At 54.3% G+C, this 19,217-nt stretch carries 18 protein-coding genes; 10 read left to right on the top strand and 8 right to left on the bottom strand.

Going from position 1 to position 19,217, the window contains the following annotated elements; translation table 11 throughout:
• The first annotated feature begins 59 nt into the window (after positions 1 to 59).
• Together MKY86_RS16845 and ybaK are read left to right on the top strand one after the other, a co-directional pair.
• Positions 60 to 332 (top strand): YolD-like family protein, encoded by a 273-nt coding sequence (locus MKY86_RS16845; RefSeq protein WP_268748447.1) that lies wholly within the window; start codon positions 60 to 62, stop codon positions 330 to 332.
• A 12-nt stretch (positions 333 to 344) separates the two neighbouring features.
• A complete protein-coding gene (gene ybaK / locus MKY86_RS16840; RefSeq protein WP_076078733.1) occupies positions 345 to 815 on the top strand; it encodes a Cys-tRNA(Pro) deacylase in 471 nt (156 codons plus the stop codon).
• Positions 816 to 867: 52 nt separating this feature from the next.
• On the opposite strand, the gene MKY86_RS16835 is transcribed toward ybaK, so the two are convergent.
• The 4 genes from MKY86_RS16835 to MKY86_RS16820 all read right to left on the bottom strand — a co-directional run bounded on the left by MKY86_RS16835 (position 868) and on the right by MKY86_RS16820 (position 4,223).
• Entirely contained in the window at positions 868 to 1,683 is an 816-nt protein-coding gene (locus MKY86_RS16835) for a phosphotransferase (protein WP_076078734.1), read from the bottom strand.
• A gap of 61 nt (positions 1,684 to 1,744) precedes the next feature.
• Entirely contained in the window at positions 1,745 to 2,497 is a 753-nt protein-coding gene (locus tag MKY86_RS16830) for a YdcF family protein (protein WP_076078736.1), read from the bottom strand.
• 396 nt (positions 2,498 to 2,893) lie between these two features.
• On the bottom strand, positions 2,894 to 3,244 hold the full coding sequence (locus MKY86_RS16825; RefSeq protein ID WP_076078737.1) for a cupin: 351 nt from the start codon (positions 3,242 to 3,244) through the stop codon (positions 2,894 to 2,896).
• A gap of 13 nt (positions 3,245 to 3,257) precedes the next feature.
• Positions 3,258 to 4,223, bottom strand: a complete 966-nt coding sequence (locus MKY86_RS16820; protein ID WP_076078739.1) for a helix-turn-helix domain-containing protein — start codon at positions 4,221 to 4,223, stop codon at positions 3,258 to 3,260.
• A gap of 174 nt (positions 4,224 to 4,397) precedes the next feature.
• Between MKY86_RS16820 and MKY86_RS16815 the strand changes: the two genes are divergently transcribed.
• Positions 4,398 to 6,515: a glycoside hydrolase family 52 protein gene (locus tag MKY86_RS16815; RefSeq protein ID WP_076078741.1), complete on the top strand. Its 2,118-nt coding sequence runs from the start codon at positions 4,398 to 4,400 to the stop codon at positions 6,513 to 6,515.
• Between the two features lie 647 nt (positions 6,516 to 7,162).
• On the opposite strand, the gene MKY86_RS16810 is transcribed toward MKY86_RS16815, so the two are convergent.
• The 3 genes from MKY86_RS16810 to MKY86_RS16800 all read right to left on the bottom strand — a co-directional run bounded on the left by MKY86_RS16810 (position 7,163) and on the right by MKY86_RS16800 (position 10,459).
• Complete coding sequence (locus MKY86_RS16810) at positions 7,163 to 8,269, bottom strand: glycoside hydrolase family 88 protein (protein ID WP_076078742.1); 1,107 nt, start codon at positions 8,267 to 8,269, stop codon at positions 7,163 to 7,165.
• A 119-nt stretch (positions 8,270 to 8,388) separates the two neighbouring features.
• Positions 8,389 to 9,246 (bottom strand): AraC family transcriptional regulator, encoded by an 858-nt coding sequence (locus MKY86_RS16805; RefSeq protein WP_076078744.1) that lies wholly within the window; start codon positions 9,244 to 9,246, stop codon positions 8,389 to 8,391.
• 112 nt (positions 9,247 to 9,358) lie between these two features.
• Positions 9,359 to 10,459: a GerAB/ArcD/ProY family transporter gene (locus MKY86_RS16800; protein WP_076078745.1), complete on the bottom strand. Its 1,101-nt coding sequence runs from the start codon at positions 10,457 to 10,459 to the stop codon at positions 9,359 to 9,361.
• Between the two features lie 177 nt (positions 10,460 to 10,636).
• Here MKY86_RS16800 and MKY86_RS16795 point away from each other — a divergent pair, with 177 nt between their 5' ends.
• The 7 genes from MKY86_RS16795 to MKY86_RS16765 all read left to right on the top strand — a co-directional run bounded on the left by MKY86_RS16795 (position 10,637) and on the right by MKY86_RS16765 (position 18,100).
• Entirely contained in the window at positions 10,637 to 12,145 is a 1,509-nt protein-coding gene (locus MKY86_RS16795) for a spore germination protein (protein WP_076078747.1), read from the top strand.
• Position 12,146: 1 nt separating this feature from the next.
• The gene (locus tag MKY86_RS16790; RefSeq protein WP_076078755.1) at positions 12,147 to 13,370 is read left to right on the top strand and encodes a Ger(x)C family spore germination protein; all 1,224 of its coding nucleotides are present in this window, start codon (positions 12,147 to 12,149) and stop codon (positions 13,368 to 13,370) included.
• Positions 13,371 to 13,376: 6 nt separating this feature from the next.
• The gene (locus MKY86_RS16785; protein ID WP_340827250.1) at positions 13,377 to 13,607 is read left to right on the top strand and encodes a hypothetical protein; all 231 of its coding nucleotides are present in this window, start codon (positions 13,377 to 13,379) and stop codon (positions 13,605 to 13,607) included.
• A 189-nt stretch (positions 13,608 to 13,796) separates the two neighbouring features.
• Positions 13,797 to 15,335, top strand: coding sequence for a glucose-6-phosphate dehydrogenase (gene zwf / locus MKY86_RS16780; RefSeq protein ID WP_076078756.1), 1,539 nt, complete (start codon positions 13,797 to 13,799; stop codon positions 15,333 to 15,335).
• Positions 15,336 to 15,403: 68 nt separating this feature from the next.
• Entirely contained in the window at positions 15,404 to 16,297 is an 894-nt protein-coding gene (gnd, locus tag MKY86_RS16775) for a phosphogluconate dehydrogenase (NAD(+)-dependent, decarboxylating) (RefSeq protein ID WP_076078758.1), read from the top strand.
• Positions 16,298 to 16,512: 215 nt separating this feature from the next.
• Entirely contained in the window at positions 16,513 to 16,707 is a 195-nt protein-coding gene (locus MKY86_RS16770) for a hypothetical protein (RefSeq protein ID WP_076078765.1), read from the top strand.
• Between the two features lie 100 nt (positions 16,708 to 16,807).
• The gene (locus tag MKY86_RS16765) at positions 16,808 to 18,100 is read left to right on the top strand and encodes an L-cysteine desulfidase family protein (RefSeq protein WP_076078767.1); all 1,293 of its coding nucleotides are present in this window, start codon (positions 16,808 to 16,810) and stop codon (positions 18,098 to 18,100) included.
• Positions 18,101 to 18,131: 31 nt separating this feature from the next.
• On the opposite strand, the gene MKY86_RS16760 is transcribed toward MKY86_RS16765, so the two are convergent.
• Positions 18,132 to 19,187: an ankyrin repeat domain-containing protein gene (locus MKY86_RS16760; protein ID WP_076078768.1), complete on the bottom strand. Its 1,056-nt coding sequence runs from the start codon at positions 19,185 to 19,187 to the stop codon at positions 18,132 to 18,134.
• Positions 19,188 to 19,217: the final 30 nt, after the last annotated feature.

Here is a 19,217-nt window from a genome sequence, read left to right as displayed (position 1 = left end):
TTCCTCTCATGGTATAATAGACACGAGCATTTACACCGGGCATGATCCTATATTCTGTAATGGCTTACTGGAGGCAAAGTGTGGCGAAGGCAAAAGTGGCAAAACGTCCCACCCGCGACGAATTCGTGCTTGAGGAGCTGGGCAACCAGCTGGTAGAGGCGAAGCAGGAGGATTCCGAGATTCTGCTGACGGTCTGGGGGAAGGAAGAAGAGGTGCGCGGGGTGATTGTAGAGATGGATTCGCGTACCGGCAGGGTGCATGTCAGAAATAACGAAGAGATTATCAAGGTGCCGTTCATGGACATTATGCAAATCAATTATCCCCGGGATTAGGGGGAGCGGCAGATGAACAAAACGAATGCCATGCGCATACTGGATGCAAGGAAGATAAGCTACACCATTCATAGCTACGACAATGAGGACGGGCTGATTCACGGAACAGCGGTTGCTGAGAAGATTGGCCTGCCTCCTGAGGTAGTATTCAAGACACTGATCGCACACAGCGGACCGCAGCCGTATGTCTATGTGATCCCGGTTGCTGAGGAGCTGGATCTGAAGAGAGCCGCCAGAGCCGCGGGAGTGAAGAAGATTGAGCTGCTGCCGCTCAAGGACCTGCTGAAGCACACGGGATATGTCCGCGGGGGCTGTTCCCCTGTCGGGATGAAGAAGCTTTACCCTACGTTCATTCACAGCAGTGCGGCGGAGCTTGAGACAATCGCGGTCAGCGCAGGCCGGATCGGCGTTCAGATGGAGCTTGAGCCGAAGCTGCTGGCTGAAGAGGTGTCTGCAGTTTTTGCAGAGTTGATTAAAGATTAATTGTAACGAATAAAGCCGGAACTCCTATGTGTGTAGGGTTCCGGCTTTTGCTTCAAGCAGTAGTCCATTCGCTGTAATGGTCAGCTATGAATTGCAGCTCGCGCTCGTAGTGGGCCAGGTGGCCTTCTTCCACCATTTGGACAAAAGCCGGGTTGCCCGCCTCAGCCTCCTTCTTCAGCGTATCGCACATAGCCGTGAGCCGCCGGGTCAACCAGTCGTGCAGATCTTCCGGGACAGGGAGTCCATAGGCTTCAAAAAACAGCTGAATCCGCCGCTGCCGGTCTGCTGCATGGAGGTCTGCCTGGTAAGGTACCGTGGAGCCTGTCAGATAGTCAGGAGCAAAACCGGCGAGCGGAACTGAGGTGTAGAGGGTATAGGCAATGTCCCATAGGCGCGGGCCTGGACCGGTCATGTCGAAATCAATCAGCGCCACAGGCGAACCATGCTGAAACACCACGTTGTACAGCGCCGCGTCATTATGGCAGATCACTTCATGTGCCGCAGAATCGGCATAGGGGAGCTGCCACTCCGTATGTATACTAATCGGTACGAAGCCCTCTGTTGCATCATGATAGCTGCGTAACAGGCGCGCCAGGCCCGTAAGGGTCTCTTCAGACCACATGAACGGCTCCAGCTCAGGATAAGCGTTGCCCGGAACCTCGCCGGGAAGAAAGGATAGAATCTCGCACCCTGCTTCATCTACGCCTAGGAATCTGGGTGCTCCTGCGAAATTCTGCTGCTCCAAATGCTGTAGCAGTGCATGAATACTTGTGCTCCAGCTCCCTGTAGGACGGCGGACGGTGTCTGCCTTTCGGATGATCTCATTTACATTTCCGCCGGTTAATTTCTCTTCATCGTACGGGTTCATTGGTTAAAGGTACCTCGCTTTCTTTGATGAGCGTGCGGCCGCGTGCAGCCAGCTGCAGGGGTCAAGGCAGCAGCTTCGCAGCGATTAACCCCAGATACTCCTTCAGCGCCAGCCCGGTTGTGGAGACGGCTCCGGCGGATGGAGTGAATTTGCTTACATAGAGTGACATAGGACGGCTGGCCTGGAAATCTACCGGAAAAGCCTGCGGCGTAAGTCCGGCATGCCCGAACTGGACCATGCTGCGTGGCATATGGAAGCCCGAGGTCACCAGAACGGGACGGCTGAAGCCATGCTCCTGCATGAGCTTTGCGGTGTTGACCGCATTCTGCTCTGTATTGAGCGAGCGGTTCTCCGGCAGGATATCCTCTGCGGGGATGCCGAGGCCGATGAGCTGTCGCCGGGCGATATCCGCTTCATTGCCGCTGTCGGCGAATACCTGTCCCCCGGAGAAAATAATCGGCAGGCCGGTCTCGCGGTACAGCCGCGCAGCTGCCAGCAGCCGGTTCGCTGCCGGACCGGACATATTGCCCTGCCCGTCCAGATCCGGGGTGCCGGAGGTGGCCCCGCCGCCGAGGATTACGATCACATCCCCCTCAGCGGAAGCAGGCTGAGGGTACTTCCGCTCCAAGCTCCCGATCAGCGTGTCGGCGACAGCAGAGGTCATCGACAGATAGAGCAGGAGCGTGACCGCCAGAAGCACGATTGCGGGACGGCGGTTATTTTTCCACAGCCAGACCACCATGCCCAGCAGCAGCAGGACGAATAGCCCGGGCGGCAGGACAAAGCTGTATACGAATTTAATGAGATAGATCATACGGTCACCAACTTTTATAATTAGGATAATAGATATTTCACCAAAAATCCGTCTGCATAGCAGCTTGATTCTAGTTGTATGGTACCATCGGGTCCAGCTGGAGTTCCCGGCTTCACGCGGCTGATTTGGCGATCCGGCACTGCGCTGTTTTGTGCTTCGTGCTTTACATGCCCTCCATGCGCGCTTTTGGTGAGCTTACAACTGAAGTGGACTGAGATTCCTTTATTTTGCCAAAATTAAGGTTGATAATGCCGAAACGGACTGAGATTCCGCTATCTTGTACTTTTGAGCCTCTAAGGACACATGTTAGGACGCATAAAGGATTCTCTGTCCGCTTAGCCCGGAATTTCACCTGATTTGCTCATATAGCGGAATCTCAGTCCTCTTAATGTTCAGTTAGAGAGTCATGTAGGCGGCGGGATTCAGCGAATCACCTTCAATCATAATCGCAGTCAATCCTGAATCCGTACGGGTCTCATGCCATTCCCCTTGCTCCCAAAAGACGGCTTGACCTGCACTCACAGCTGTAAATTCAGCTTCCTCTCCGCGCACAACCCCTTCACCGTTCATAATGAGCAGCAGCTGCGGACAGCTCGCCTGATGAAAGCCGATTACTTCCTGGTGTCCAAGATATACGCAGCCGATATGTGTTAACCCCTCAGTCTGGATAATCCGGGATATGATGAAATCGGAATTAAAGGCTGCTATGGGTTTGCCGGATTCTGGTTTGAAATGGTATATCTTCATTATGTACCTCCTCCTAAGATGTACCTCCCCCTGAGTGTGGGAGGGGAGCTCCGTCGCCTGCCTTGCCCGGCTCCTCCGTAAGCTGGCGGTAGCCCATGGGGGGCAGGCCGGTCCAGCGCTTGAACTGCTTGCTGAAATGAGAGACATCGCGGTAGCCCAGCCGGTAGGCGATGCTCTCTACAGACAGACTGTTATCCAGCAGCAGCAGCTTGGCATGGCGGATAATGAGATCGGAGAGATACTGTCTTGGCGGCAGACCATAGATCTGCCGGAAGGCGCGGTTGCAGTGGTTGGGGCTGTAGCCGAGCCTGGCCGCGATCTCCTCGATGCTGCCAGCTCTGCTGCCGGTTGCCGCTGCCGTGAAGACGGATTCCTGCAGTAGCCCTTCAATGGCATTCGCCAGGGCAACGGTCTTCTCCGTCACTCCCGGCAGGGTGCTCCGGGCAGGGGAAGGCAGGGCAGCCAGCACCCAGCCGGTAAGGGCGGCGAAGAACTGGAGCGAAGCGTTCAGCATCAACAGCCGGCCCCGCTGTGCATCACTGGCCTCCGGGAGAATGGTCGAGCGGATGATGTCATCCAGGGAGGAACGGATTGCCTTCAGCTCCGGGGTGTCTCCGCTTAGACTGACGGTATCCATCGTCATCAAGGAGCGGCGCAGAACCAGATCGTCAATGTCGAAGTGCAGGCAATAATAAGACATCTCATCCCCTGCGGCTGCGCCCAGACTGGAATGCAGCACACCGGGGCGGATGAACAGAATGTCGCCGCTCTCCTGGATGTAGGATTGTCCGCCTATGGCCATGTGCTGCGAGCCCTGCAGAACGATGTTGATCTCGAACATCGGGTGAGTGTGTGCCGGATATTGCCATTCCTTATTCACCTTGCGCCAGTGGGCGGCGAAGAGATGGAAGGCAGCTTGAACATCCGGGGACATGCGTCCGTCCATGGAATGCTGTGTGCCGGGATCTAATACGTTCATGTTCAACCTCTTCTTTGTTAAAAGATGGATCTATTATAGCATAGGCCGCTGCGTCCGATTGATTTGTCCAAATAATTGGCGGCTTTGCGCCTGTTGCCTGAGGGGAGGGTAGCGCTAACATAGAGCTAGAGCCCGGCACTGCCGGGACATAGCTGGAGGGAGTGTATATACTGTATGCCAACGAACAAATTCTTCAATGCCCATCATTCACCGATAGGATCATTCTCAAGCTTCACCCTCGGATTTCAAGGAGCGTCCGGCGGCTTTGACCTCGAACTCGGCAGGCCGCCGAGACAGAACATATATATCGGCCTAGCTCGCAAGGATGGCCGCGGTTACGATACGTTGCCCTTCCACGAGCAGGGCAGCGACGATGAAAGCAAGCGCTACGACATCGAGAACCCGGACCCGAGCCCGGATAAGCCGCAGCTTCTGTTTCACTTCGGGGAAGACGAGATTACTCGCGATTTCCGGCTGACCACCGACAGCTGGCAGGCAGGCGATTTGACCTTCCGCATTCTGTCACCAGTCCGGCCGGTGCCGGACCCGGAGACGGCCTCGGACGCAGAGCTGAAGGAAGTACTGCTGCCAGCCGTGCTGGTAGAGCTTGAAGTCGATAACACAGCGGGCAGCTCTGCGCGTCGTGCTTTCTTCGGCTTCCAGGGGAATGACCCGTATAGCGCCCTGAGAAGATTCGATGGAGGCAAGGAGGATCTGACGGGTGTCGGCCAGGGCCGGTTCCTGGCGATTGCCGCGAAGCAGGGAAGTGTTAAGGCGGCAATGCATTTTACAATGGAGGATATTCTTGCAGCGGAGCTGGAGGAGAACTGGACGTTCGGGCTGGGTCAGGTTGGCGCGCTTATTATGGATGTGCCTGCCGGCGAACGCAAGGTGTACCAGTTCGCTGTCTGCTTCCACCGCTCCGGTTATGTGACTTCAGGAATGGATGCGAGCTATTACTATAACCGTTATTACAGCAATGTAGAAGCTGTTGCTGAATATGCGTTATCCCAGTTCGACACGCTGAAGAAGCAGGCCGAAGAGGCGAACGGGATGCTGGAGGGAACAGCCTTAAGTGACGACCAGACCTTCATGCTTGCTCACGCCATCCGCAGCTATTACGGCTCCACCGAACTCTTGGAGTACAAAGGCCAGCCGTTCTGGGTCGTCAACGAAGGCGAATACCGGATGATGAACACCTTCGATCTTACGGTAGACCAGCTGTTCTACGAGCTGAAGATGAACCCGTGGACCGTACGCAATGAGCTGGATATGTTCGTGGACCGGTTCAGTTATGTGGACACCGTCCGTTTCCCGGGAGATAGCACCGAGTATCCGGGCGGACTTAGCTTCACGCATGATATGGGAGTAGCCAACGCCGTGTCGCGTCCGGGGTATTCCTCCTATGAGCTGTACGGCATTGACGGCTGCTTCTCGCATATGACCCACGAGCAATTGGTCAACTGGATTCTTACTGCGGCGACCTATGTGGAGCACACGGGCGACCGCAGCTGGATGGAGCGCAACCTTACCGTTCTGGAGAGCTGCCTGCAGAGCATGCTGAACCGGGATCATCCGGACCCGGCGAAGCGCAATGGTGTGATGGCACTCGACAGCTCACGGACCATGGGCGGTGCAGAGATCACGACCTATGACAGTCTGGATGTCTCCCTGGGCCAGGCGCGCAACAATATTTATCTGGCGGGAAAATGCTGGGCTGCTTATCTGGCTATGGAGCGGATTTTCCGCGACAACGGCAATACGGAGCTGTCCCAGACGGCCGGCAGGCAAGCTGAGCTCTGTGCGGCTACCATCGTGGCGAGTGTGACTGAAGGCGGCTACATTCCGGCTGTAATCGGCGAAGGCAATGATTCGAAGATTATCCCGGCGATCGAGGGTCTGGTATTCCCTTACTTCACCGGCTGCAAGGAAGCCTTGGAACGCGGAGGACGGTTCGGGGAATATCTCGAGGCACTGGACACTCATCTGAAGGCTGTGCTTGTGGAGGGCGTCTGCCTGTTCGGGGACGGCGGCTGGAAAATCTCCTCCACCAGCAACAACAGCTGGCTGAGCAAAATCTATCTCTCCCAGTTCATCGCCAGAGAAATTCTCGGCTTGAAATGGGATGAGAAGGGACGCGCGGCAGATCAGGCCCATACGGCCTGGCTTACGCATCCGCAGCTCTCGATCTGGAGCTGGAGTGACCAGATTATCTCCGGCGAGATCACCGGCAGCAAATATTACCCGCGCGGGGTAACGGCCATTCTGTGGCTGGAGGAGCAACGTGCGTAGGTAGTTGAAGCCGGATGTCCGGTGGTGTTGACTTAAACAGCGAATCTCCCATGGCGGGGATTCGCTGTTTGTTTGTAAAGGTCGGTGATATATTATTAGTGCTTTCAGCGACGAAGGAAATGGAAGAAAATACGGGGAAGTTAAAGGCCTCTCAAAGGTTTCCAGTGGTGGAACACATTTAAGCGTAACAATATCAGGAGAGGGAAAGAAAGAATCGAAATTAGTTTATGTGAATAAAACAACTGTGCCCACACGCCCACACAGTGCTGAATGTGATCGGTTTTCCGATTACATTGGGCCCACACGCCTGCGCAGTGCTGAATGTGATCGGTTTTCCGATTACATTGGGCCCACGCGCCCACACAGTGCCTAATGTGATCGGTTTTCCGATTACATTGGGCCCACACGCCTGCGCAGTGCTGAATGTGATCGGTTTTCTGATTACATTTGGCTCACGCGCCCACACATTGCCAAGTGTGATCGGTTTTCCGATTACATTGGGCCCACACGCCCACACAGTGCTGAATGTGATCGGTTTTCCGATTACATTTGGCTCACGCGCCCACACATTGCCAAGTGTGATCGGTTTTCCGATTACATTCGGCTCGCGCGTCCATGCAAGCTGTCTGTGCCTGCTGCCAGCCAGACTAGAACAACCGGTGCTTCCAGCCGTTGAGCTTCGCTACGGCTTCAACATAGTAGTAGTCGCCGTAGATCAGCGACACATCTGTGAGCGAATCGCCGCTGGCGGCTCCATGCAGCAGAATGGCTTCATGATCCGGCTGGTCCCAGGTGGCATAATTCTCTGTAAGTGAACGCAGTATGCGCTCTGCGGCATCCGCATACACGCGTTTCTCGCCCGGCGGTACAAGCTCTGCCAGTTCCAGCAGGCCAGAGGCGGCGATTGCTGCGGCCGAGCTGTCTCTGAATATGCGCTTGTCATCTGCAAGCCGGAAGTCCCAGTGCGGCACGTGATCCTCCGGGAGAGCCGCGATGAAATAATGGGCGATACGCTTGGCGGTATTCAAGAAGCGCACGTCCCCGGTGTGGCGGCAGGTGTTCGTGAAGCCGTACAGCCCCCAGGCTGAACCCCGGCTCCAGCAGGATTCAGGGGAATATCCCTGTCCGCCGAAGTTCTCAATATAAGCGCCGGACTCTGCATCGAAGGACAGAATATGCCTGGTGGACCCGTCCTCGCGCACACCATAGGTCATTGCTGTCTCCGCATGTCGGGTAGCAATGTGGCTGTAGCGCGGATCGCCGGTGATCCGGCTGGCCCAGAAGAGCAGCGAGATGTTCATCATGCAGTCTATGATCACCCAGCCGTGCTTGTCCCCGTTCCAGGCGCGGATGAACCGGCCCACCGGATTATAACGTGCAGCCAGGTAGTTAGCCGCTTCAAGTCCCCGGCGCAAGCCCTCCGCATCACCTGTAAGCGTATGCTTGATCACCGCAGTAGCCAGGAATTGAAAGCCGACATCGTGATGCAGCTCTTCGGTCGGCTTCGCGAACCACTGTCCAATCGTTTCGTCCCAGGGCCAGGCTGTATCCTTATAAGCTTCCTTGCCGGTCATATCATACATGACCCAGAGTATTCCCGGCCAGAAGCCGGAGGTCCACCAGTCAGTCCCGGGACTATCGAATCTGCCGTCTGCTCCCGCAGCATGAGGACTCCGCGTCCCGAGCTGCTTGATCATGCCGTTTACTTTCGGTTCCAGACGGTTCATTACTTCCTGCCAATAAGCTGTAGTCATCGCTGATGCCTCCACTTGAATTAGATTATGGCCTCAGTATAACGCCTCTGGCGAACCGGAAGTTGTCATTTGATATCACGAAATGTTGTTATATTGTCCTATTCCTCGCAAGTAGGCTCTCAGGTTCCCTTTCGGTATTGCAGCGGAGAAAGGCCGAGTACCCGCTTGAACAGCTGGTTGAAGTAGGAAGGATTCGGGAATCCGACAGCGCTGCCGATCCGCTCCACCGTCAGGTCCGTCGTCTCGAGCAGCCGGCAGGCCTGCTTGAGACGACGGGCGGTAAGGTAGTCGACCAGGCGGCCGCCTGTTTCCTGATGAAAAATCCGCGAGACATAGGATTTCGAGAGGTGAGTCTCCTCCGCAAGCTGCTCCAGATTCACCTCTTCCTGATAATGCGCTTCAATCCAGTTCATGATCTGCTCCGAATAGCGGAGCTTCCGCCGTTCTCCGGTATGAATCAGTGACTGCTCCCCTGTTCCGAGACAGCTTAACAACTGCAGAAGCAGCATCGTGATATCCTCGGCATCTTCCCCGGATGATTTGCTCCGGCACTGATTGTAATTCCCATAGATCCATTCCACAGTCTCCAGGCGGTCACCAAGATCGAAGCCGCAATAGGTATTGCTGCCTTGCCATAACGCATTGAACACCGCTTTACGTTTGGCGAAGCCCTGCAGCAGATGCTCTGCTGTCAGGGGGTCAAGATAGAAGATCGTCCGTATGAACGGGCATTCGGGTGAGACGTCCGAAGAAATCCGGTGCAGCTGATACGGCTGGAAAAAGAAAAGCATGCCCGGCCGGATATCATACATCTGCTGATTCACAACAATGCTGCCCTGCCCGCCGTGTACGAACATGATCTCACAGCACTGATGCCAGTGGTAATATCCCTTGTAATGATCGTCGGTATAGATGCGGTAGTCCCAGATCAGCGACTGCCGGTTCGCAAACAGAACAGGCTCGAATAGCTGTTTCATCCTTGGTTTACGCTCCTGTCATGACAAAATAAAGACATTTTATGGTTTCTATTATAACGTTGACCCCACCAGGGCGCTACAATAAAACAGGAGCTTCACTCTATGGATTAGCTTATGAGGCAGCGGCGCGCTGCCTCACTTTGTATACTACGAGGATCACAAGTGGTAGTGCGAGCGAATAGGTTAAATTCCAGTCCACCCAGTAGGGGGGGATTTCTTTGACGTAGAAGATGATATCCTTGGAGATGAGCTGTGAAAGTCCGTAGATCAGGAACGCGACAGGAAAGATTAGAGGGCGGTGGCTTTTCAGCTTGAATATTTGCGCGGTTCCGAGTACAAAGGCATAGAAGTAGAGTGCTGTCTTGAAATAGGTTGTGATAATCCAGGCCGTAGCCATAAGTGCTTCAAGCCGCTGCAAAAAGTTGGCGATATTGATTTTTTGGGCCAGGGTATAGGCGGCATAGAAATTATGCTCGGAGAAATAGACACCGAGAACAGTCAGCGAGAGGAACAGAATCAGGTTCAGGCCTACGGAGCCTATGCAGAGCGCGATGAAGATATCACGGTTAATTTTACTGTTCTTACGGGTGTAAGGATAGATCATGAAGAACACGCAGATCTCCCCGAACGGGTAAAACACACCGATCATGATCGAATGCAGCATATCCGGTAAAGGTGTAGTCAGCATGGGATAGACACGATCCAGCCGGACCTGCGGAAATAAGAGCACCATTAGGGCCACCAGAAATAAGGCAAACAGCGGAAAGAACACCTGCGCTGCCCTGCCGACCGTCTCAAGCCCCAGGCGCAGACCGTACACCAGCAGAACAATGCTCATGAACCGGATCACTCCGCCGGGAGTTCCCTCGTAGATCTGGGTACACATGAAATCCTCAATTTCCCGGACATACGTAGAGGCCGCGATGATGAAGAAGAACAGATAGTACCCGCCTACCGCGCTGCCCAGCCATTTCCCCAGCACCTGCTGGCTGATCTCAATAATATTTTGGTTCGGGCTGATATTCGCTACTAGGACAAACAGGAAGACTAGAGCAATTCCCGGCGGTATACTGATCAGGGCGGCGATCCAGGCATCCTGATGGGCTTCGGAAGTCATGGCGGCCGGATAGACCAGGGCCATATCCCCGATAAAGGTGAAAAGACCCAGGATTACCAACTGCGCTGTGCTGATCCGCTCTTTTTCAATACTCATCCCTATCCCTCCTTGACATGTGGCCTCCAGGGCCTATGAACCCGGAACCCTCTTAGTATGGCATCCCCTTCCAGAATTATGTGAATCAAGTACGGGTCTGAATTGGAGGAATAATTATCAAGCAATGCTACCAAACTAACCTGAATAGAATGTCCACGGGAAGGAGAAGTGGCCCGGATGAAAAGTACGGTGGAGGGGAAGTTATCCAGCCGGCTGGAGGTCAATAATGAACAGCTGTACAAGCTGCTGGGCGAGAGCACTGACCTGGTGCGAAAACAGCTGAAGCTGGGAGAGCATACGGAGCTGGCTATTTTTTATATTGATGGTCTGATAGATAATCAGCTGCTGCATAATTCGATTCTGTATTCGCTTCAGGAGGGACGGACCTCGGCTCTGCTGGAAGAACAGGACCCTGATAAGAAAATAGAAATCTTGACTAACCGTGTGCTAATGGCCGGCGATCTTACCGTGGTTCAGGATTACGCCCAGTTCGTACACGACCTGTTATCCGGCAACGTGATGCTGATGGTGGAGGGGACGGCGTCAGCACTGAGGATCGGGCTGCCCGGCTGGGAAGACCGCGGGGTAAGTGAGCCCAGCTCGCAGTCTGTGGTCCGCGGACCTATGGAGGGGTTCAGCGAGAATCTGCGCACCAACACCGCGTTAATCCGGCGCAAAATCAAAGACAGTCAGCTGTGGCTGGAAACGATGCAGATCGGCCGTGTCACCCAGACCAGTGTCTCGATTATGTATCTCAGCCATATTGCGAATAAAGAGCTGGTGCAGGAGGTAAAGCGCCGCCTGAACAGCATTGATACGGACAGTATTCTGGAGAGCGGCTATATCGAGGAATTTATTCAGGACAAGGTGGCGACACCCTTTCCGACAATCTATAACAGTGACCGGCCGGATACCATCGCGGCGGGGATTCTGGAAGGGAAGGTGGCTATCCTGGTTGACGGAACCCCTTTTGTGCTGCTAGCCCCGACCGTATTTGTCTCCTTCTTTCAGTCGGCGGAGGATTATTATCAGCGTGCGGATATCTCTACCCTGCTGCGGTTCATCCGGTTTCTGGCTTTTTTTCTCACCTTGTTTGCCCCTGCGTTCTATGTGGCTATCACAACCTATCATCAGGAGATGATCCCGACCAATCTGGTGATCAGTCTGGCGGCCCAGCGGGAGACGGTGCCGTTTCCGACTTTTGTCGAAGCGCTGATGATGGAATTAACCTATGAGATTCTGCGTGAAGCAGGGGTACGGATTCCTAAGAATGTAGGTCAGGCTGTATCCATTGTCGGAACACTGGTCATCGGGCAAGCGGCGGTTGCGGCAGGGTTCATCTCCTCGGCGATGGTTATCATTGTATCGATTACAGCGATCTCAAGCTTTGTGATTCCCGAGGCCGGGATGTCCATTGCCGCACGCATTATCCGGTTTTTCCTGATTGCGCTGGCCGGGTTCATGGGACTGTACGGAATATTGTGCGGAGTATTCCTAGTGGTGCTGCATCTCGTCAGCCTGCGCTCCTTCGGCGTTCCTTATATGAGTCCGCTGGGTCCCTTCAGGCCGGCAGACCTTAAGGATTCTTTCTTCAGGTTCCCCTGGCCGTTCCTGAGAACAAGACCGCAAGAGAATAGAACACAGAATCTGCACCGCCAGAACAGATTCAGACGCGGGGGTTCCTGATATGGCTGGCAGAATAAAGAGAGCTGTCGCAGCTTGCCTTCCCCTGCTGCTGCTATCACTATTGCTTAGCGGGTGCTGGGAGAGGAAGGAGCTGAATGAACTGGCTTTTGTGCTGGCGATGGGCCTCGATAAAGCGGAGAATGGCTACAACATAACGATGCAGGTGGTCATACCCTCTTCGATCTCTTCACAGAATGCGGGAGGAACAGGGGGAAGCGGGGTTCCCGTGGTTGTGTATAATTTTACAGTGCCAACGGTCTATGAATCCCTCCGTAAGTTCAATCTGATCAGCTCCCGCTCTCCGTATCTGGGCCATATCCGGGTGCTGGTAATCGGAGAAGAGCTGGCGCGGGAAGGAGTGGGCAAGACGCTGGATGTGATCAAAAGAAGCCGGGAGCCGCGCATGGACTTCTATGTGATGGTTGCACGGAAGACGACCGCCGAGAATGTCCTGAAGGTGCTGACCCCGCTGGACCGGCTGCCGGCGACTAAATTATTCAGTTCCCTGGATAAGTCCTACAAAATTTCATCCAAGACCGTCGCGGTCACATTGGATCAATTCATCGAGGACCTGCTCCTCCAAGGGGAGAGTCCGGTGTTAACCGGAGTGGAGGTGGAGGGTGATCCCGAGGCTGGCAGTGAGAAAAGCAATGTGGAACAGACAGACCCCAGAACGAAGCTCCAGTATGAGAGTGTTGCTGTATTCAAAAAGGATAAGCTGGTTGGCTGGATAGAAGATGATCTAACGGTTGGCTTCAATTATGTCACTGATAATGTCACCAAAAATACGGGACACTTCAAAGACGAAGCCGGAGGTCTGATCATTATAGAGGCGCTTACTTCTACTACCAAACGGAAGGTGAAAATCATAGACGGCGAGCCGCATATCTATTTGAGCGCGGAAACACTATGCAATGTGCAGGAGGTTGAAGGCGCGGATACGCTGGATACGGAGGCCAAAATCAAATCACTGGAAGAGGAGACGGAGGACCGGGTTGTAAAGCGGATGAAGGATGCTGTAGAGGGAATCACCAAGCAGTTCAATGTGGATATATTCGGCTTCGGGCAATCCATTTACCGTAAGAGCCCCAAGGCATGGGAGAGGCTGAAGGAACGGAAGGGAGAAGACTATCTCAAGACCCTTCCTGTCCATTACGAGGCCAGTGTGACGATCAACCGGATCGGTACGATTGATAATTCATTTTATGAAGATATTAAGGAGTGAGCCTGTATGCTGCTGGTGCTGATGTTTGCTCTGATTGCCGCAGGCTGTGCAGCCATGGATCTGTCCTCCCTGAAGGGCAGGCAGAAGCGGCGTGATCGTGTGGTGTGGGCTCTGCTCTGGATCGGCGGAATGGCTGCCACGATATGCACGCTGCTCAAAATTCAGGTTCCCAGCCCGCTGCTGCTGATTATATTCATCTACAAGCCGATCAATGATCTGGTATCTTCATGGTTCTGATCATGAGTTCGGAAATCCCCGCAGGCCTTCTCGTTGAAGGTCTGTTATTTGTCATGCACCGGTTGTTTTTCGTAAATGTCGAATTGAGATTGACGAATTGAATTTATAGTCGTATGATGTGTGTTATAAAAGTTCCTGAGTAATATTAAGTAACTATATAATAAAATGATAATAACGGGAGGAATGAAAGTGGAATCATCTACATTTGTACTTTTTGGCGCAACCGGGGACTTGGCGAAGCGGAAAATCTTCCCCGCTCTATACAACCTGTTTACTGATGGCAAGCTTTCCGGTCCTCTCTCAGTCATTGGGCTGGGCAGACGGGAGCTCACTAACGAGACGTTCCAGCGTCAGGTGCTGGATTCCCTGCGCACCTTCTCGCGCCGTCCGCTAGAGGATACAGCGGCGCTGCAGAATTTCCTGCAGGCTTTTGAATATAGTGTGCTGGATGTCGGACGTCCTGAGGATTATGTGAAGCTGCTTGGGCATGTACAGCGCCGGGAGGAAGAGCTGGGGCTTCCGCAGAACCGGATGTTCTATCTGTCGGTCGGTCCCGAATTCTTCGGGGAGATTGCCGGTAATATCAATGCCAGCGGACTCGGGAATACCAAGGGCTGGAAACGTCTGATCATCGAGAAGCCGTTCGGACGGGATCTGCAGTCGGCGCGTGTGCTGAATGAGAGCTTGAGTGCAGCTTTTGCAGAGGAGGAAATCTTCCGGATTGATCACTTCCTCGGCAAGCCGATGGTGCAGAACCTGGAGGTGCTGAAATACTCTAATCCTGTGCTGCGGGCCTTGTGGCAGAACCGGTATATCGCGAATGTCCAGATTACCGCCAGTGAGACGGTGGGTGTGGAAGAGCGGGCGGGTTACTATGATAAGGCTGGGGCGCTGCGTGACATGTTCCAGAACCATATGCTCCAATTGCTGATGATGATGGCGATGCAGCTTCCGAAGGGCAGTACACCAGAAGACGTCCGCAGCAAAAAACGGCATGTCATCCGTTCCGTCCGTCCGCTGCTGCCCGAAGAGGTATCACAACATGTAGTGCGCGGCCAGTATGCAGCGGGGGAGATGCGCGGACAGCAAGTGCCTGCGTATACCGCTGAACCGGGGATCGCAGCCACTTCACAGAATGAGACGTATATTGCAGCACGCCTATGGATTGAAGATCCGCTGTGGAACGATGTGCCGTTCTACATTCGTACAGGTAAGCGCATGAAGGAGAAATCCACGCGGATTGTTATAGAATTCAAAGAGCCGTTTAATGATGTGCATAACAAGAACCGTAACAAGCTGCCGCTTGACCCTAATCTGCTGGTGATTGATATTGGCCCGCATGAGGGCATCTCTCTGACTCTGAATACCAAGAATCCGCTTCAGCACGGGAAGCTTGAGCCGGTTAGCATTAAGCATGAGCCGGGCAATCCTGATGTGCCGGAGGCTTATGAGAATCTGATCTATGATGCTATGCTCGGCGACGCTACGTTCTTTGCCCACTGGGAGGAAGTAGAGTTGTCCTGGCAGTGGGTTCAGCCTATAATCGAAGCAACAGCAGATGGCAGCCTGCCGCTGCACCTGTATCCTGCCGGATCTAACGGCCCGGCGGCGGCAGATCAGCTCCTTGGCGAGTTCCACTGGTGGCTGGATGAGCCGGAGAATGCAGAGCCTGCACGCGTTCACCGGACAGCCGGGATAGAGCCGGAAGTCATCCGGCCGGGAGCGTAAGCGGCGGCGGTAACAGCAAGCGGACAGAGTTAGCTTATATATGACTACACAATTCGGAGGGATTCGTAATGAAAGTCGGTTTAATCGGACTTGGCAAAATGGGCTTCAATCTGGGCCAGAACCTGCTGGAGCATGCCCATGAAGTGGTAGCGTATGATGTGAATCCTGCTGCGGTGCAGGAACTGGCCGAACGCGGTGCGTCCGGGGCAGCAAGCCTGGAGGAGCTTACGGGCCGGCTTGATTCCCCGCGCGTTCTCTGGATCATGGTTCCCCATACTTTTGTAGATTCAGTGATTGCTGAACTGACGCCGCTATTATCCAAGGGAGATATCATTATTGAAGCCGGGAACTCTCATTATAAAGAGTCGATCCGCCGTCATGAGGAGCTGGGTGCCCACGGAATTCACTTCCTGGATGCAGGAACCTCCGGCGGAATGGAAGGCGCGCGCAATGGGGCCTGCTATATGGTTGGAGGCGATGAGGAAGCGTGGGCAGTGGTTGAACCACTGTTCCGTGATACTGCGGTAGAGAACGGATATCTGTACGCCGGCAAATCCGGAAGCGGACATTTCCTCAAGATGGTGCATAACGGCATTGAATACGGGATGATGGCTGCGATCGGTGAGGGCTTCGAGGTGCTGGAGAAAAGCGGATATGACTTCGACTTCGAGCAGGTGGCCCGCGTCTGGAACAACGGCTCAGTCGTACGCTCCTGGCTCATGGAGTTGATCGAGCGCGCCTTCTCCAAGGATGCCAAGCTGGAAGACATCAAGGGCGTCATGCATTCCTCCGGGGAGGGACGCTGGACGCTGGAGACCGCCTTCGACCTCCAGGCAGCGACTCCGGTTATCGCCATGGCTCTGCTCATGCGATACCGGTCGCTGGAGACCGACACCTTCACCGGCAAAGTCGTCGCCGCTTTGCGTAACGAATTCGGCGGCCATGCGGTGGAGTCGAAGTAAGAGGCGGCAATTAGGCTGAAGCGGTGATATCAGGGGGCTGTCCCAAAGCCATGAAATGGCTGTTTGGGCAGCCTCTTCTATTTCGGCTTTGGGCGGAGCAGTGCTTTCCCACCAATGGAGAAGTACCGCTCTTTGTTGTGCCTGCACAGAGAATCAGACAACCCGCCCGAAGCATATAAGTACAGAAACATGAAATTGGACGGGGGAGATGGCAGGTGTCCCGCAATCAGGAATTCAGAGTCTATCTGGTCACGAAGAGAGATATTTTACGGTTTATCGTGGTTGAAATCATTATCGGCAGTATGACGTATAAGCTGGCTTTGAACCTTTGTCATAATGCGATTCTGGCGGGGGCGGGCGGCTGGGCTTGTACAGAAGGGCTGAAGCGGCTGGTGAAGCTGGGCGGGTGATGGGTAATAACGGGGATTCCCCGGATTGTCTATCTGATGTACTATATATAGAAACAGGTATAGACATAGATAGACAGACAGAGGGAATGGTGATGCACAGATGGTTAACCTACTGGAAGTATTACACAAAGAGATTATGCCGGCAGAAGGCTGCACCGAACCGATTGCGGTAGCTTATGCCGTCTCGTTGGCGGCTGAGCTGGTTGAGGAAGAGATTACAGGAATCGAGCTGTTCCTCAGCGGCAATATCATCAAGAATGCGATGGGTGTGGGGATTCCTGGTACAGGCCAGACGGGCTTGCCGATAGCGGCTGCCCTGGGTGCGGTGGTGCGCCGCTCGGAGCGGAAGCTGGAGATTCTGTCCGGGCTGACCCCGGCGGAGCTGGCAAGTGCAGAGGGACTCCTGGAGCGTAAGCTCCTGGAGGTTGAGCTGAAGGATACGCCGGAGAAGCTATATATAGAAGCGAGAGTACACAGCAAGAACCATACCGCCACAGCGATCCTGGTAAAAGAGCACACGAATGTGCAGTATCTGGCGAAGGATGGCCAGCGGCTTGAGCCGAAAATGGACAAGGCCGACTGCGGAGACCCGCTTAGTCTGGACCCCGAGGTATACTCGGTCTCACTCGAAGATATCTATGCCTTCGTTCAGAATACACCATTCGGGGATCTTCGCTTCCTGCTGGAGGGAGCGGTTATGAATAAGGCGATCTCAGAGGAAGGGCTGCGCGGGGAGTATGGTCTCCAGGTGGGCCGGAAAATGAGCCAGCAATCCGCCCTCAATCTGTTCGGCGCGGATGTGGCGAACCGGATCATTGCCGCAACGGCAGCCGCATCCGATGCACGGATGGACGGCAGTGCCATGCCGGTAATGACGACGGCGGGCAGCGGCAATCAGGGGATTGCCTGTACCATGCCGGTCATTGCCCTGGCCGAGCTACTCGGCAAGGATGAGGAGACCCTGGCCAGAGCGATGGCGCTCAGCAATCTGATTACCATCCATGTGAAGCATTACATTGGCCGTCTGTCCCCGCTCTGCGGCTCAGGCATTGCCGGTGGAGTGGGGGCGGGCAGCGGCATTGTCTATCTGATGGGCGGGACGCTGGCGCAGATCAAGCACTCCATCCAGAATACGATTGCTTCTACTTCAGGCATGATCTGTGATGGTGCCAAGCCAACCTGTGCACTCAAAATCTCCACGGCTACCAACGCGGCCATTCAGTCTGCCACTCTCGCCATGAACGATATCTCCGCGGGTCTCAATGACGGTGTCATCTTCGAGAAGGTGGAGGATACGATCAAGAATATGGAGACCCTGGTCCAGGAGGGGCTTGCCGCCACAGACCAGGCCATTCTGAATATTATGCTCTCCAAGGGAGCCGCTTCTTCATAGGGAGCAGGACAAGCACTGGATGTCTCACCGTTTAGCGTTTGTAATCCGGTTGCGGCAAAGAAACGGGCTGTGGATTGGTTAGTACCCAATTCACGGCCAATTCGCATAATCTGGCCGGCTCATCATTGCCGTTGCCATGGCGCAGGTAACCGGCTAATTCCGCCGCTTCCTTGAGGTGCGCAGGGTCCAGAGGTGTGCCCGAGGCGAAGTGCCGGAGCAGCGCATTCAGCATTTTACGGAAATCGGCATCCCAGTTGCCTCCGCCGTTATTCATGATTTCATGTGAGATCCGGCCGGTGATGCGAATGACCTCTCCCTGCACGGTGAGCGCATGTCCTGACGCCGGGATTAGTAATTCCCATAGCTCTTGGTGCTGATCCTGCCATCTTGTACTGTTTACCTCGATCTTGGAAACGCCGTCATGCATCACCCGCGCTGCTACAGGCTCCACATCGAACAGCTTGTACAGGGATTCGAGTGCAGCTGCGGTTTCACTCAAGCGCTCTTTATTGAAATTGGAGCGGGCGAATTCAAATGCTTTGCCGATCTTACTCACGGATTCCTTCATCTCCGGTGTGATCTCCGCTCCGGCATCAAGCAGGATCTGCGAGATTTCCAGCATGCTATCGATATCGCTATTCCGGCATTGTAATAAGGCTTTGGACAGCGGGGTGTTCCCCGACTTATTTACCGCATGGACATTTGCGCCATGGGCCACCAGATCCCGTACCGCCTGAGTCCGGTAATAGTTGACCGCAGCGTGCAGCGGGGTCTGGTTCTGATAATCCAGGGCTTCCAGCTCTGCACCAAGCTCCAGGAATAATGGAATATTGCCGGACCAGGTTCCAGCCTGGGAATACAGCGGGGTACGCTGGTATTTGTCCCTCGCATTAATATCGGCACCCTGCTCCACCAGCCAGCGGACCAGCTCATCCGGAATCTGCCGCATGCTGAGCGCGGGTTCTTTGTAATATCCCAAGGTTGCATCCCAATCACATTTTTCAAAAACAGCCTTAAGTAGATCGACATCCCCTGATTTAACCAGCTCGCCGAAGTCGGCGGGTAAGGTTTTTCTCTTTTTGCCCATTTGAACATTTCTCCTCCCTAAAATGATTTC

Origin of the sequence: Paenibacillus sp. FSL R7-0333, assembly GCF_038000365.1 — a bacterium.
GTDB classification, from domain to species: domain Bacteria; phylum Bacillota; class Bacilli; order Paenibacillales; family Paenibacillaceae; genus Paenibacillus_AQ; species Paenibacillus_AQ silagei.
This window is presented reverse-complemented; position numbering and strand designations above follow the sequence as displayed.

Coding starts and splice junctions, on each gene's coding strand:
- MKY86_RS16810 (WP_076078742.1), bottom strand. CDS start 8,269: ATGACTACAGCTTATTGGCAGGAAGTAATGAACCGTCTGGAACCGAAA.
- MKY86_RS16820 (WP_076078739.1), bottom strand. CDS start 4,223: ATGAACGTATTAGATCCCGGCACACAGCATTCCATGGACGGACGCATG.
- MKY86_RS16795 (WP_076078747.1), top strand. CDS start 10,637: ATGAAAAGTACGGTGGAGGGGAAGTTATCCAGCCGGCTGGAGGTCAAT.
- MKY86_RS16800 (WP_076078745.1), bottom strand. CDS start 10,459: ATGAGTATTGAAAAAGAGCGGATCAGCACAGCGCAGTTGGTAATCCTG.
- MKY86_RS16835 (WP_076078734.1), bottom strand. CDS start 1,683: ATGAACCCGTACGATGAAGAGAAATTAACCGGCGGAAATGTAAATGAG.
- MKY86_RS16785 (WP_340827250.1), top strand. CDS start 13,377: ATGCTGCTGGTGCTGATGTTTGCTCTGATTGCCGCAGGCTGTGCAGCC.
- MKY86_RS16765 (WP_076078767.1), top strand. CDS start 16,808: ATGGTTAACCTACTGGAAGTATTACACAAAGAGATTATGCCGGCAGAA.
- MKY86_RS16805 (WP_076078744.1), bottom strand. CDS start 9,246: ATGAAACAGCTATTCGAGCCTGTTCTGTTTGCGAACCGGCAGTCGCTG.
- MKY86_RS16790 (WP_076078755.1), top strand. CDS start 12,147: ATGGCTGGCAGAATAAAGAGAGCTGTCGCAGCTTGCCTTCCCCTGCTG.
- MKY86_RS16815 (WP_076078741.1), top strand. CDS start 4,398: ATGCCAACGAACAAATTCTTCAATGCCCATCATTCACCGATAGGATCA.
- MKY86_RS16830 (WP_076078736.1), bottom strand. CDS start 2,497: ATGATCTATCTCATTAAATTCGTATACAGCTTTGTCCTGCCGCCCGGG.
- gnd (WP_076078758.1), top strand. CDS start 15,404: ATGAAAGTCGGTTTAATCGGACTTGGCAAAATGGGCTTCAATCTGGGC.
- MKY86_RS16845 (WP_268748447.1), top strand. CDS start 60: ATGGCTTACTGGAGGCAAAGTGTGGCGAAGGCAAAAGTGGCAAAACGT.
- MKY86_RS16825 (WP_076078737.1), bottom strand. CDS start 3,244: ATGAAGATATACCATTTCAAACCAGAATCCGGCAAACCCATAGCAGCC.
- MKY86_RS16760 (WP_076078768.1), bottom strand. CDS start 19,187: ATGGGCAAAAAGAGAAAAACCTTACCCGCCGACTTCGGCGAGCTGGTT.
- ybaK (WP_076078733.1), top strand. CDS start 345: ATGAACAAAACGAATGCCATGCGCATACTGGATGCAAGGAAGATAAGC.